This window comes from Pontibacter coccineus (assembly GCF_030546575.1).
GTDB lineage: Bacteria > Bacteroidota > Bacteroidia > Cytophagales > Hymenobacteraceae > Pontibacter > Pontibacter coccineus.
Window position 1 is genome coordinate 186367 of record NZ_JAUOTN010000006.1, and the last position, 14643, is coordinate 201009.

13 protein-coding genes are annotated in these 14643 nt (G+C 50.6%); 7 read left to right on the forward strand and 6 right to left on the reverse strand.

All coding sequences use genetic code 11. The features are described 5' to 3' along the window. Positions 1–21: 21 nt before the first annotated feature. The 3 genes from Q4E40_RS15085 to Q4E40_RS15095 form a co-directional block, all read right to left on the reverse strand. Positions 22–384, reverse strand: coding sequence for a CoA-binding protein (locus tag Q4E40_RS15085; RefSeq protein WP_303413323.1), 363 nt, complete (start codon positions 382–384; stop codon positions 22–24). A 90-nt stretch (positions 385–474) separates the two neighbouring features. After that, positions 475–2052: an NAD(P)/FAD-dependent oxidoreductase gene (locus Q4E40_RS15090; RefSeq protein ID WP_303413324.1), complete on the reverse strand. Its 1578-nt coding sequence runs from the start codon at positions 2050–2052 to the stop codon at positions 475–477. A 247-nt stretch (positions 2053–2299) separates the two neighbouring features. Then, positions 2300–3268: a tryptophan 2,3-dioxygenase family protein gene (locus tag Q4E40_RS15095; protein ID WP_303413325.1), complete on the reverse strand. Its 969-nt coding sequence runs from the start codon at positions 3266–3268 to the stop codon at positions 2300–2302. A gap of 346 nt (positions 3269–3614) precedes the next feature. On the opposite strand from Q4E40_RS15095, the gene sdaAB reads away from it, so the two are divergent. The 7 genes from sdaAB (at position 3615) to Q4E40_RS15130 (ending at position 11163) form a co-directional block, all read left to right on the forward strand. After that, positions 3615–4292 (forward strand): L-serine ammonia-lyase, iron-sulfur-dependent subunit beta, encoded by a 678-nt coding sequence (gene sdaAB, locus Q4E40_RS15100; protein ID WP_188499525.1) that lies wholly within the window; start codon positions 3615–3617, stop codon positions 4290–4292. Between the two features lie 14 nt (positions 4293–4306). Beyond that, entirely contained in the window at positions 4307–5791 is a 1485-nt protein-coding gene (locus Q4E40_RS15105) for a TolC family protein (protein WP_303413328.1), read from the forward strand. 7 nt (positions 5792–5798) lie between these two features. Then, positions 5799–7190 carry an efflux RND transporter periplasmic adaptor subunit gene (locus tag Q4E40_RS15110; RefSeq protein WP_303413329.1) on the forward strand — a complete coding sequence of 464 codons (1392 nt, stop codon included), beginning with the start codon at positions 5799–5801 and terminating at the stop codon, positions 7188–7190. Between the two features lie 9 nt (positions 7191–7199). Continuing rightward, complete coding sequence (locus tag Q4E40_RS15115; RefSeq protein WP_303413331.1) at positions 7200–8189, forward strand: NAD(P)H-dependent glycerol-3-phosphate dehydrogenase; 990 nt, start codon at positions 7200–7202, stop codon at positions 8187–8189. 84 nt (positions 8190–8273) lie between these two features. Further along, entirely contained in the window at positions 8274–9263 is a 990-nt protein-coding gene (locus Q4E40_RS15120; RefSeq protein ID WP_303413332.1) for an acyltransferase family protein, read from the forward strand. 37 nt (positions 9264–9300) lie between these two features. Beyond that, entirely contained in the window at positions 9301–9693 is a 393-nt protein-coding gene (locus Q4E40_RS15125) for a (deoxy)nucleoside triphosphate pyrophosphohydrolase (protein ID WP_303413333.1), read from the forward strand. A gap of 63 nt (positions 9694–9756) precedes the next feature. Further along, the gene (locus Q4E40_RS15130; RefSeq protein WP_303413334.1) at positions 9757–11163 is read left to right on the forward strand and encodes a methyltransferase RsmF C-terminal domain-like protein; all 1407 of its coding nucleotides are present in this window, start codon (positions 9757–9759) and stop codon (positions 11161–11163) included. Between the two features lie 269 nt (positions 11164–11432). On the opposite strand, the gene Q4E40_RS15135 is transcribed toward Q4E40_RS15130, so the two are convergent. The 3 genes from Q4E40_RS15135 to Q4E40_RS15145 all read right to left on the reverse strand — a co-directional run bounded on the left by Q4E40_RS15135 (position 11433) and on the right by Q4E40_RS15145 (position 14632). After that, entirely contained in the window at positions 11433–12620 is a 1188-nt protein-coding gene (locus Q4E40_RS15135; protein WP_303413336.1) for a class I SAM-dependent rRNA methyltransferase, read from the reverse strand. Between the two features lie 166 nt (positions 12621–12786). Continuing rightward, on the reverse strand, positions 12787–13368 hold the full coding sequence (locus Q4E40_RS15140; protein WP_303413337.1) for a Maf-like protein: 582 nt from the start codon (positions 13366–13368) through the stop codon (positions 12787–12789). After that, the gene (locus tag Q4E40_RS15145; protein ID WP_303413339.1) at positions 13334–14632 is read right to left on the reverse strand and encodes a DUF1015 domain-containing protein; all 1299 of its coding nucleotides are present in this window, start codon (positions 14630–14632) and stop codon (positions 13334–13336) included. The genes Q4E40_RS15140 and Q4E40_RS15145 overlap by 35 nt, the downstream gene beginning before the upstream one ends. Positions 14633–14643 lie beyond the last annotated feature (11 nt).

Below are 14643 nucleotides of genomic sequence, written 5' to 3' on the forward strand. Positions count from 1 at the left end.
GGATAAAAATTATGGAAAAATTTAATAGGTGCTGGAAGCCAGCATCACCAGCGTACAGTGGTGCATGGTTTCTATACCGGCATCCTCAGCCAGTTGCTCCAGTTCGCGGTTTTCGGTACCCGGATTGAAGATGATGCGCTTCGGTTGCAGGGAGATTATGTAGTCATACCAGGTCGGCTGGTTCTGCGGACCCACATAAAGCGTTACCGTGTCAACGCCTTCAATTTTTTGTTCTTTATCCGTGATAATGGGTTGCCCGCCGACTTCTCCTTTGCGAATGCCCACCGGCACCACCTCGTGTCCGTGCTGTTGCAATCGGTGTATGGCCTTATAGGCAAAACGGGAAGGATTATCAGTAGCACCCAGTACAAGTGTCTTTTTCATGGCTCAGATATTTTGATCTCTCTATTTAACCCCGATTAGGACAGAAACGTTACAGCGCAATCAGGTATAAGCCAGGTGCAATACCATCGGCTATACCTGTCGCAGCACTTTGGCCGCGATCTTCTCGGCGCAACGCTCCCCATCCATGGCAGCAGACACAATACCCCCTGCATAGCCGGCACCCTCTGCGCAAGGGTATAGGTTCTTGATCTGCACATGCTCCAATGTCTCGCGGTCACGCGGTATACGGACAGGGGAGGAGGTGCGGCTTTCCACCCCGATGATCTGAGCGTAGTTACTCAGGTAACCGCGCATTTTATTGCCAAACGCCTTAAAACCTTCCCGCAGGCGGTAGGCCATGGCAGGTGAGAATAGCTCATTCATATCCACAGGCGTCAGGCCGGGCTGATAGGATGTCTCCAGCAAGGTACCGCCTGTCTTCTTTTGTGTAAAGTCGAGGAGGAGTTGAGCAGGGGCTTTTTGCGTGCCGCCGGCCATTTCACAGGCTTTTCGCTCCAGGGCTTCCTGCATGCGCAATCCGGCAAGCGGACCGTACTTATCAAGTTCCATGTCCTCCAACTCAATGGCGACTACTATACCTGAGTTGGCGAACTTAGAGTCTCGGCGGCTTGGCGACATGCCATTCACCACTACTTCGCCGGGAGCCGTAGCCGAGGGCACAATAAAGCCACCCGGGCACATGCAGAACGAGAAAATACCACGCTGTTTGTTGTCGTATACCGTCTGGTGCACCAGCGCATACGAAGAGGCCGGCAGCCAACAACCGCGGTCCTCACACTTGTACTGTATGCTGTCGATCAGTTTCTGCTGGTGCTCCACACGCACGCCCATGGCAAAAGGCTTAGCCTCAATGGTAATGCCTTTGTGGTACAGTAACTCAAATATATCGCGGGCACTATGACCAGTGGCCAGGATCACGGCTTCCCCCATGTATTCTTGTCCGTCCTGCGTCACGACACCTTTCATCTCGTCCTGCTCCAAGATAAAATCTGTGACACGCTTGTCAAACAGTACCTCACCGCCAGCTGCTTCTATACTTTCACGAATAGCAGAGATGATGCGGGGTAATTTGTTAGTGCCAATATGCGGATGGGCATCGAATAGGATGTCGCGGGTGGCGCCGTGCTGCACAAAGATTTCGAGAATACGCTGCAGATCACCACGCTTTTTGGAGCGGGTATAGAGCTTGCCATCGGAGTAAGTACCGGCACCGCCTTCCCCAAAACAATAGTTCGAGTCTGGGTTTACGATATGCTCTTTGTTTATGGCTGCCAGGTCACGTCGGCGGGAACGGACGTCTTTTCCACGCTCCAATACAATCGGCTTCAAGCCCAGCTCAATGCAGCGCAAGGCAGCAAAGAGTCCGGCGGGGCCAGCACCCACTATAATCACTTTCCTGGCGTTGCTGACATCAGGGTAGGTATACCTGGACGAAAGGATATCGGCGGGAGGGGTGTCCAGGTATAAGTCAGCCCGCACACGGAGCAAAACCTGTCGACCGCGTGCATCAATCGAGCGCTTGATGCGGTGGATGTGCTTGACATCTTCTGGCTTGAGACCTGCACTTACTATAAGCTCACGCTCCAACAGTTCGTCGTTGTACGCCACTTCCGGCGACAACACGACTTCAATTTCTTTCTTATTCATTTACAAGCAGTAAGGTAGTTATCCTTAAATTATTCAATTAAATTACTTAGTTGCTAAATGGTTAAATTGTTAAATGGTTGTTTCTTGAATTAAAGGTGTAGCGGTTCAATGTTATCCCGCTTATACATCAGACTGGATATTATCACAACGCATACAAGACAGTATACCTTAAAAGCAACCTATACCTAATTAACAGCAAGGTCCAACAACCTAAAACAACAATTTAACCATCAGCAATTTAACAATTCTAAATATCCCCATTCAGCACTTTCTCTACCCAGCCTTTGCCCCAGTTCTCTAGTTCTTCTTCATTCCAGAGTTCCGGGTAAAAGATACGCCTCTGGAATTTTGGAGGCAGGTACTTCTGCCAGTTGGTGCCGCCGGTAGCTGCGATCACTTCGGGGTCACGCTGCAGGTAGCGTACGGCTGACTTGTAGTGCATCAGCGGCCAGTTCACATTCACGTTGCTGTCGAGTTCGCGCAACTGACGGATCAGGCGTGGGTTTTGCTGTTCCTCCTCAGACAAACGCTTGTAAGCAGACCAAACGTTCATATGCTCGTATTGCCTGGCAAACTGTATCAGCTGCTGGGTGTATTTCTCTTCAAATCTGATCAACGTCAGCGTTTTGGATCCTGACGAAACCTCAGTAGCACCTTCTTTCCAGTAAATGCAGCCCATCATTTCTTCATGGGTGCTCTGCATTCCCAGCGCTTTGCGTTTTTCTTTATCGGTCAGGTTGCGCAGCTCGGTCGAGGCAATCTCGATCATGCGGTACTGCACCGACTGGAATCCGCTGGCTGGCATCAGCGCCATCCTGAACTGCAGAAACTGCTTCGGGTCCATCCCGTCCACCATCACATCAAACGAGTCGATCAGGTTCTCGAAATAGCGGTTGATGCGCTTCAAGCGTTTAAAGAGCACTTCACCTGTAAGCGCCTTGTCTTCACCTATTTGCCTGTATTCTTCCAGGCAAAGCTTAAAGTAAAGCTCCGTGATCTGGTGATACATGATGAAGATCTTTTCGTCAGGTATAGACGTGCGCGGATTCTGCAGGCTCAGCAACGTATCCAGGTGAATGTAGTCCCAGTAGTTGAGGTAGTCGGTGTAGTATAGGCCTTCCAGGTAGGCAGCCAAATCCTGGCCGAGTGGTACGTACTTGGCTTCCAGTCTTCTGAGCTGCTCCAGCACTTCCGGCTTAAAAAGTTGTTGCTCCATGGTATACAGATGGGGGTTGATGAGTCGCCATTAGCCTACAAATAAACTAAAACAATCGCATAGATTCGGGCTACACGCAAATATTTATCCCACACTATCTTTAAAACATAAATCGGTAGAAATAAATCCACAACTTGCAGGCAACCTTCTCTGCGTTACGAACATCCTGTGTACGGATGTCTTAAGAATCAAGCGTATGCGGCTGGAGGTTAATGGCCTTGATGACGATATTGATAGAGTAAATCCGGCTGTTGGTAGAAATCCAAAGAATATAACGGCGAAAAAATGTTATCATTAGCCTTATTTCTTAAATTTGGGTTTTACGATATTTACCCGATCCATCTCCATGGCAGAAAAAAGCAGTGTCTTTGATATGATAGGTCCCATCATGATCGGTCCTTCCAGCTCCCATACCGCCGGTGTGGTGCGCATTGCGCGCGCTGCGATTCGGGTATTAGGAGCTGCTCCCGAAGAAGCCATCATCACGTTCTATAATTCCTTTGCCCAAACTTATGAGGGACACGGCTCCGATCGTGCCATCGTGGCCGGCCTGCTGGATTTTAAAACAGATGACAAGCGCATTAAGGAGGCTTTTGACCATGCCAAAGAGCGTGGCCTGAAATATACCTTCCGTTCTGTTGGAAATGCCTCTACGATGCACCCCAACACCATCAAACTGAACCTGAAGGCGGGAGACCGCCAGGTAGAAGTGATCGGGCAGAGCCGCGGAGGGGGGGTGATCAATATCGTGGAGGTAGACGGTTTTACGGCCAGCTTTTCGGCTAACCTGCACACGCTCATCATCGACGCGGATGACGTGAAGGGCAGTATCGCCTTCATCGCGACTGTGATCGCACACGATGACTGCAACATCGCCACCATGAACGTGTCACGCAAGGGCAGAAACGAAATGGCCCGCCAGTTCATCGAGATGGATTCAGGTATTAAGCCCATCACATTGGAGTACCTGAAGCAGCTGAGTTGGGTGAAGCATGTGATCTACATTCCTAATATCGATCTTTAAGAAGAAATCACACTATGAAAAAAATGTCAAATAAAGTGCTCTTGCTGGCTCTTGGCTTAACAGTAGGCGGTTTTGGCTCGGCCATGGGGCAGCAGCAGCAGGGAGCAGGTGGCGACGGTATTTGGTCGCTGCAGGAAGCGGTTGAATATGCCAAGGCTAACAACCTGAACGTGCGCCAAAATGCCCTGAACCGCGATTTGAGCAAGGCTGATCTTGTCCAATCCAAAAACAACCGCCTGCCCAGTTTAAATGCAAATGGAAGCTATGGCTTCAATACAGGTTCGTTCCAGGATCCCGTAAACTTTACTTTGACCACAGATAATGCATGGTCAGCCAATGCAGGAATAAACGCCAGCCTTCCACTTTTTGCAGGGTTTCAGCAGGTAAATCAAGTAAAGCAAAATGAGCTGAATTTAGAAGCAAGCGAGCAGGAGTATCTTTCAGCACAAAACGATATTACGATTCAGATCGTGACTGCCTACCTGAACATTTTGTTTGCCAACGAGCAGATGAGTGTTTCCGATTTGCAGCGCAACCTGACCAACCAGCAACTAAGCCGCACGCGTGTCCTTTTCAAAGCAGGCAGCCTAGCCGAAAACTCTGTACTGGACCTGGAGTCGCAGCTGGCAACGGATGAACTAAACTATATCACGGCTCAGAATCAGCGCGATATTTCCAGACTGAGGCTGATGCAGCTGCTAAATATACCGACCACAGAGGATTTTCAGGTAGAGATACCTAATATACCGGAGCCAGATGAGAATCCGGTGATCGTGAATGGTAGCCAGGTGTACGACGTAGCCCTGCAAACACTGCCTGCAATAAAGGCAGCAGATTTACGATTGCGCAGCACTGAAAAAGGAGTTGAAGTGGCACAGGGTGGATACTACCCACGCTTAAGCTTATTTGCAGCGGCATCCAGCCGGTACCTGAGCACCAGCAGGTTTTTCACAGGTGTTGAAACTGTCGAGCTTGGCCCCCTTCGTCCGCAAGTTGTGTATTATGACCAACAACGCACACGTTCTGAGACGCTATACTTTCCAAATATAGTAACCCAGCGTCTAGATGAAGATTACCCGCTATTTCGCCAATTCGAAGGCAATTTAGCTACACGGGTGGGTGTGTCATTAGACATTCCTATTCTCAATGGATTCCAGGTACGCACCAACGTACAACGCGCCAAGCTGCAACAGCAAAACGCGCAGTTGAATGCCGACATAGCTAAAAACAACCTGCGCCAGACCATTGAGCAGGCGTATGTGGATGCCCTTGCGGCCCAGCGCCGTTATGCAGCGGCCCGCCAGCAGGTAAACGCTTCGGAAAAGAACTTTCGCAATGCTGAATTAAGACTTCAGGGAGGAGTGATCAACACCGTAGATTTCAATGTGATAGCAAACACCTATCGCTCTGCTCAGTCCAGTTTGGTACAAGCAAAATACGAATATACCTTTAAACTAAAAGTCCTGGACTTCTACCAGGGCAAAGACCTCTCTTTCTAATAAAATTATGGCTGCAAAAAAATCAAATAAGCTTATCTACACCCTGATAGGCGGACTGGTTCTGATTCTTGTACTGGCTCTGGTAGCTAAAAAAGCAGGCTGGATCGGTAAAGAAGAAGGAACGGAGGTCGTGTTAGCAGATGTCAAGCGCACCGAGATCGTTGAGAAAGTAAGCGCCTCAGGTAAAGTACAACCTGAGACAGAAGTAAAAATCAGCCCGGACGTATCGGGTGAGATTATCGAGCTGACCGTGCAGGAAGGCGACTCTGTTGTGAAAGGCCAGTTGCTGGTGCGCATACGCCCTGATAACTACAAGTCGCTGGTAGACATGCAGACGGCCGGCGTAAACCAGGCCCGTGCTAATTTGTCGCAGTCTAAGGCGCGTCTGGCACAATCGCGTGCTAATTTTGCTCAGATAGAGCAGAACTATAAACGTAATAAGAGACTGTTTGACCAGAAAGTAATCTCCGAGGCCGAGTATCAGCAGATCAAAGCGCAGTACGAAGCCGGTAAGCAAGAGATAGAGTCACTGGCGCAGAGTGTTCGTGCTGCCGAGTTTGGTATTCAGAATGCGCAGGCCTCTTTGAATGATGCCCGCGAAAACTTGAACAAAACGACCATCTACGCACCAGTAAGTGGCACCGTGTCAAAACTTAATGTAGAGCGGGGTGAGCGCGTGGTGGGTACTTCCCAAATGGCTGGTACCGAGATCATGCGCATTGCCAACCTCAACAACATGGAAGTACGCGTGAACGTGAACGAGAACGACATCATCCGGGTAGGTATGGGCGACTCCGTTATTGTGGAAGTCGACTCGTACACAAGCCGCGATGAGAAGTTCAAAGGCATCGTAACCTCGATTGCCAACACCGCCAAGGACGCCGCCTCGCTGGAGGCAGTGACCGAGTTTGAGGTGCGCATTCGTTTACTGAACGATTCTTACAGCCACCTGGCAGATAAGAATGCCCGACCGTTCCGTCCGGGTATGACTGCCTCAGTTGACATCATCACAGAGCGTAAAAACAATGTTTTATCTGTACCTTTGTCTGCAGTGACGACTCGTTCGAACACGCCAGCCAAGGCGGAGGGAGAAGATGGCGAAGAAAAAGACGCTGATAAAAATGCGGAAGCAGCTCCTGTTGCACCTGCCGGCCCGGTTGAAGAAGTAGTGTTTGTGCACGATGCTGACAACACGGTTAAATCCGTAAAGGTGAAAACCGGTATCAGCGACTTCGATAACATCGAAATCCTCAGCGGCCTGAAAGAAGGCCAGAAGGTAGTTTCAGGTCCTTTCAGAGCGGTATCGAAAACCCTGAAAGACGGTGCTAAAGTGGCTGTGAAAGACGAGAAGTCACTAAACAAATCAGCTTTGGCTGATGCGAATGGTGAAGAAAAATAAACATCCGGTTTGGAAAAAATTGCAGTAATAGGAGGGGGAAGCTGGGCTTCGGCTCTGGTGAAGATCCTTTCAGAGAATAAATCGCAGGTTCACTGGTGGATGCGCAACGAAAACGACGTGCAGCACCTGATCAATTACCGCCACAACCCGCGCTACCTGAGTGGCGTGACGTACGACCTGAACTACGTAAAGCCTTCAACGGACCTGCGCAGTGTGGTGGCCGTGGCAGACTGGGTTATCCTGGCTGTGCCCGCTGCCTTTATACAAGAGGCTTTGAGTGGTCTGGAGCGGAATGCCTTGAAGGACAAGGTGCTGATATCTGCCATTAAGGGGATGATCCCGAAGCAGAACATCCTGATCACCGACTACCTGGGGCAGCAGTACGGCGTACCGAACAGTCACCAACTGGTTATTGCCGGCCCCTGCCATGCCGAGGAAGTTGCGATGGAGAAGCAGTCATACCTGACCATCGGCTCGTATGATCTACCTACGGCGGAGCGCTTCTGCGAACTGTTGCGTAACCGCTACACCAAAGCCAACCCACTCGAAGACCTGGACGGTGTCGAGTACTGCGCCGTGATCAAGAACATCATCGCCCTGGCCTGCGGTATAGCCCGCGGCCTGAACTACGGTGATAACTTTCAGGCGGTTCTTGTATCGAATGCAATGCAGGAGATCGAGCGTTTTCTGCACGCCGTTATGCCGATCCACCGCGACCTGAACGGGTCGGCCTACCTGGGTGATTTGCTCGTGACTGCTTACTCGCAGTTCAGCCGCAACCGTACCTTTGGTAACATGATCGGCCATGGGTATACCGTAAAATCGGCCCAGATAGAGATGAACATGGTGGCGGAGGGGTACTATGCCGTTCAGAGCATTTACGAGCTGAACAAAAAGCTGAAAGTGGATATGCCGATCACGAAGGCGGTATACCTTATTTTGTACGAGCGCATCGCACCGGCTGTCGAGTTTGAAATATTAAAGGAAAAACTCACTTAAGTTGACCTACCAAACAACGCGAAAGGCATACCCATGGTGTGCCTTTCGCGTTTAAAGCCCTGGCCATCTGGCCGGGCCTTACACATGAAACAGCATTTTCAGCAAATCGACATCCTAAAGGGCCTGGCCATCATTGCCGTGCTTCTGTTGCACTCGCTCTCGCGGGAGCAGCTGGTAGCCAGCTACGCGGTCTTTCACATCTGGCAGGCGGTTCCGATCTTCATGGTACTGATGGGTTTGAATCTGGGGATGTCCTACGGCAGCAAGACCCTGCACTTCGACCAACTCTACACCCCGCATTATTTTCAGAAGAAAGCCCTACGCATCATTTTTCCGCTCTTACTGATCTATCTTATTTCATTGGTCGCGGCTTATGTTTGGGAGCAGGTATACGCACAGGACGTTTATACCTTGGGCTGGAAGAATTTAATTGGTGTATTGCCGGTTTCAGGCAAGGGCAATTACTTTATCACACTTTTGCTGCAGTCCCTGTTAGCGCTTCCACTGATTGGTTATACCTTCAATCGCTGGCCTGTGCGTACCACCCTGGTGCTGGTGCTCTCAGAAATCGTCTTTCAGCTGGTAGCCTATCAGATCAGCTATTTTGAGCAGGACCGCTACCTCTACGATGCGGCTCTGTTCCGTTACTTTTCGGCCATTGCCCTGGGGCTCTGGATCTCCCGTCTCATCACCAGATCTGACTACAGGTATAGCTGGCTCTTGTTCCTGACAGGAATTGCCAGTGGGGTATACCTCTACTTCCACCAGTATCTTGGTCTCAGCCTTCCTTTCATAAGACCCGAGTGGCAGGCGCAGCAGTTCCTAACTTTCCCTTATGCCGCTTTGCTGATTTACCTGGGAATACTGGCTTTCCCTCAGCAATCAGATTTTACAGCGCTCCGGGCTATGGCTACCCTTGGGAAGGCATCATACCACATTTTTCTGGTGCAGGTACTTTACTTTGGCTTGGTGCAGGATGACACGCATATCACACTTAATTTGGTTGTATGTCTCGTGGTAGGTCTGGCCTTCTACTGGACTGAATCATATTTAAGCAAAATAATATCAAAGTAAAAGTATATGTTTTCGCGCCATTTCAGTAACTTAAACTATGATTACAAAAGTAACCTGTGCCTTGATCGAGCAGTTTGGTCGCGTGCTGATAACTCAGCGCAGCGAAACCATGCCGCAAGCCATGCTCTGGGAATTCCCGGGCGGAAAAATAGAAGAAGGAGAGACGGAGGAGGCCTGCCTGGTACGAGAAATACAGGAAGAGCTGAACCTAAGCATTACCCCGGTGAAGCGCCTTAAACCTGTGGTACAGTCCTATGGCGACAAAACCATTGAGCTTATCCCTTACATTTGCCAGTACAACAGAGGAGCGATTAAACTCGATGAACACCGGTCTTACCATTGGGTAGTGCCCCAGGATCTGGCCAATTACGATTGGTGTCCGGCCGACATCCCCATCATGCTGGAATATGTGGCGTTGACAGAAAAGTAATTTTTTGCGTAACAAGTAAAGCCAACCTTTTCACGAAAAGGTCAAATTGCCGTACCTTTGGGGATGGAATTACCACAATCATTTGCGCAACGCATGAAAGGGCAATTGGGTCCTGACTATACCCGCTTCGAGGAGGCCTTACTACAGCCCCCGCCTGTCAGTATCCGGTTGAACAAAAACAAACTGCCAGCGCAACCCAACCTACCGCGTATACCCTGGACGGAGACGGGTTATTATTTACCTGAGCGTCCGCAGTTCACGCTGGACCCGCGGCTGCATGGCGGGGCCTATTATGTGCAGGAGGCCAGTTCCATGTTTTTAGAGCAAGCACTTCGTCAGCATGTGGACCTGAACCAATCGCTCCATGTGCTGGACCTTTGCGGAGCGCCCGGCGGCAAATCAACTCACATCGCCAGCCTGATCTCACCTGACAGTCTGTTAGTAGCCAACGAAGTAATTCGCAGCCGCGCCAGTATTCTGGCTGAGAATGTGACCAAATGGGGGAGCGGCAATGTGGTGGTGACCAACAACGATCCGCGCGACTTTGGCCGTCTGTCGGAGTTTTTTGATGTAATGGTGGTTGACGCCCCCTGCAGTGGCGAAGGCATGTTCCGCAAGGACCCGCAGGCCATGAACGAATGGTCAGACGAAAACGTGAACCTCTGCGCCCAGCGCCAGCAGCGTATCCTGATGGACGTATGGGACGCGCTGCGGCCGGGAGGTATCCTGATCTACAGCACCTGCACCTGGAATCTGGCCGAGAACGAACAGAACATCGCCTGGCTGGCCGATCAGGAAAACGCACAACCGCTCCCGCTGACCCTGGATCCGGCTTGGAGGGTCGAAGCTACTTCGCTCGCTGGTATTTCCGGCTACCGTTTTTATCCGCACCAGGTACAGGGCGAAGGATTGTTTTTGGCAGCGGTTCGCAAAGCCGGGGAGTATGAGGCACCACAGCGATCAACAAAAAAGAAAAAGTATAAGCTGGCACTGGCCGGCAAAAAAGAACGGGCCTTGGTCAATGCCTGGCTGGTGGAGCCGGATCGCTTTGCCTGGGTGCAGCACGGAGAAGTTATCTCAGCTATACCTGAAAATCTATTTGAAGAAGTGGACGAGCTTTACCAGAACCTCTATGTGATCTATGCCGGTACGGAAATAGCCGAATCAAACGGAAAGAAACTGAAACCACTACAGGCATTGGGGCTGTCTCAACACCTGAACAAGAATGCTTTCCGTACCGCAGAACTCGGTTTAGAATCGGCCCTGCGCTACCTCCGCAAGGAAGACATCGGCATCAGCGGCAACAGCAACGACTGGATCTTACTCCTCTATGAAGGACTGCCCCTCGGCTGGGCCAAACAAGTCGGCAACCGTCTCAACAACTACTATCCCAAAGAGTGGCGCATCCGCATGGAATTGCCACAAGTTTTAGAGTTGGAAAGTTTGAGAGGTATAAATTTGAAAAGTTAGAAAGTTAATGTGCATGTACTATAAAGTGAGACAACGTATTGATATGCAGCATTAATGTTCCCTTGTAGGGACAGGTCGCGACTTGTCTTAATCGTGCACAGTCAAACCCCGAGCTATACCTGTCCAGAATGTGCACCGGCAATCATTCTTTAATTTGTAATAAAATACCATGCTACAAAAAGCATTTCGCCTATCTATAGCATGGTATTTTATCGAAGTATCATCGGCTGTTGCGCGGACAGATCGCAAACTGTCCTAAAAGTCTTAACTTACTCCACAAACAACACCAGCCCCTTCAAATACTCGCCTTCGGGATGGAAGATGGAGATGGGATGATCAGCAGGCTGGGAGAGGTGGTGCATGATCTTAATGTTGCGCCCGGCCTCTATGGCAGCTGCCATTACGGTGTTGTTGAACAAGTATTTGTCCACTACCTGGGAGCACGAAAAAGTGAACAGGATACCCCCCGGCTTGATGCGCTTCATGGCCTCGGCGTTCAGGCGCTTGTAGCCCATCACAGCATTGTGGCGCACTTTCTGGCTCTTGGCAAAGGCAGGAGGGTCCAGAATGATCACATCGTAGCGGTCTTCCTTGCCCTTCAGAAACTCAAACGTATCTACTGCAAAAGCTTCGTGGCGCTCGGGTGCCTGGCTCAGTTCGCCGTTTTTGATCGTCAACTCGATCGCTTTCTTAGACACGTCAACAGAATGTACCTCTTTGGCGCCCGCGTTGAGCGCGTATACCGAGAAACCACCGGTATAGCAGAAGGTGTTCAGTACCGACTTGTCTTTCACATAGCGGGCCAGCAACTCCCGGTTTTCGCGCTGGTCGATAAAGAAGCCCGTTTTCTGGCCGCTCTCCCAATCGACGAAAAACTGGTGCTCATTCTCCGTCACCACCACGCCACCGTTGGACTCGCCAAACAGGTAACCGTTCTCCGCCTGCACAGGCGACTTGGCGGGAAGTGACTCCGCGCTCTTGTCATATACTGCCCGCAGATGCGGACCGTAGATCTCCTGCAGGGCTTTGGCAATATGCTCCCGCACCGAATACATGCCCAGAGAGTGCGTTTGGATAACGGCCGTGTCTTTGTACATGTCTACAATCAGTCCGGGCACGCCGTCCCCTTCAGCATACACCAGGCGGTATACATCTGTGTGCGAATTATCGGTTAGGCCAAGGCGACTGCGGTAGTCGTAGGCTTGCTGCACCTTGCTTTTCCAGAAGGTATAGTCCGGCTCGACCTGCTCAAAAGAGAACACGCGCACGGCAATAGAACCCGGCGCCCAATGGCCCATGCCCAGAAACTCCCGCTGGTTGGAGTACACCTCTACGGTGTCGCCTTCTTCGGGCTCCGTTCCTTCAATTCTTTTAATAGCGCCGGAGAAAACCCACGGGTGAAAACGCTTCAATGAATGTTCTTTTCCTTTGGCCAGGTATAATTTGCTATATGGCATCCAATATAAATATGATGATTGTTTATTGAGCAGATGTTGAAATGATGTTCGTGCTAAAGCAATATGGTAGTATGAAAGGCTTGGGACCAGGCAATTTGTTCCGTATAAGACCGGAATTTTAAGTTTGCCATAACTTTGGATTCATAAAAACCTATGGAGCAATAAATTACAATGTAATTACCTGCAAGTCTTTCAGATAGGTATAAAGTTTTTGGACAGGTAGGCCGACTACATTAAAATAGGAACCCTCGATCTTTTCGATCCCGATCTTGCCGATCCATTCCTGTATCCCATAGGCACCCGCTTTATCGAAGGGCTGGTAGTGCTCGATATAGTACTTAATCTCCTCGTCACGCAGCTTTTTAAAGTATACCTTGGTCACATCATGGAAGATGGTCTTGGAATTCTTTGTGAGGATGCAGACACCGGTAATCACTTCATGGTGGGTTCCAGATAAGGCTCGCAGCATAGCAAAAGCCTCTGAAGCATCTGCCGGCTTGTTCAGGATGCGCTCACCCAGGCAAACAATGGTATCGGCCGTGATCAGCACTTCATTTTGCAGATCAGAGGTATAAGCATCAGCTTTGTGAGAAGCCAGGAATTCGGCCACTTGCTCGCGTTGCAGGTGCGCCGGAAAATCCTCGTCCACTTCTTTTACCCGCACCTCAAACTGGATTCCGAGCCCGGCTAAAAGTTCTTTGCGACGCGGGGAGTTAGAGGCAAGCAGTATCGGACGAGATAAATTCATTTTCTTTGATTGAGCTAAATAAGAATCCGCAGATTGTTTTCGGGTAAAAGAAGGTGGATTTCTGCGGCATGATGGCCCCGCTGTAGCATACACGTTTCACCTGTTCCATCGACACTTCGTTGGTGATCAGAGCCAATCGCGATTTGCCGGAGTCCACTTGGCTGACACAGGCCGTGAAATTGCGCACGTAACTCAGACCCGGGTAGTCGCGCTGTGCTTCGCGGCCTATGCCCAGCACTTTCTCGAAAACGAAATAATGCATCACGGTCAGGTCGAGGTCTTTTACTTCCTGTGGCACTTGCCAGTCGATCAAGTGGTGCACTTCCGGCTTGAGGCGCAGCTTGTAGGCATTGCCCGACAGGTATAGCCCGAAGGCCCAGTTCTTGCCCACGATCACCTCGTTGAGTTCGTAAGCATCCTCCTTCGGCGTTACCACAAAGTAGGCGCGCAGTCGCTCCAGAAACTCATCATCCGACAAGTCAATTTTCTCCAGCACTCGGTGCGTTGGCAGGATGCGCAGGTCATCGGCCTCGGAGTTGGTCAGGTACATCAGGTGATAGTTGTAGGCTTCCGTCCCGGTGTGGTTCGGATTAGCGGCCATGCGCTTTTTGCGGTATTCCAGCGAGCCCTCGTACCGGTGATGCCCATCGGCTAACAGTACCTGACGCGACTCCAGCACCTCTAAAAATTGCCTGATCACATCGTGGTCGTGAATCACGGCCAGCACGTCGCGTACGCCCTGGTAGTCTTCTGTCACATAAAGCGGCGATTGGATGCTCTCATCCATGTAGCGCTCCAACACAAAATCCGGATCGGTATAGAGTCCATGGGTGGCGCTGGTGTTCATCAGCGTCTTGTCCAGTAGATCGATGCGGTCATTCACGGCGCTGGGTATCGTGTTTTCGTGGCGCAATAGCACGGCTTCGTTCCAGTCGTAGGCCTTAATGTGGCAAATGAATCCCTTGCGGCAATACTCGCGGTCGTTGCCGGGCAGCCTGAAATACTGGTAATACACATAAATGCCGGGCAGCGGGTCCTGCACAATCGTACCGGTGGCTTTCCATTCCTGCAGCATGTCTGCTGCGGTGTCGGCTGGCTTTTCGCCACGTGGCACCGAGAGGTGAATACTGTTGATCGGATTCTGGTACAGCGCCTCCCGCTGTTTTGCCGACACCACATCGAAAAGGGGAGAGGTCAGTTCTTCGATCGACTGGCTCAGCTCATCTTTGTAACGCCATGCTTTAATGGGTAATATTTCGGCCATTAGGTTTGCTT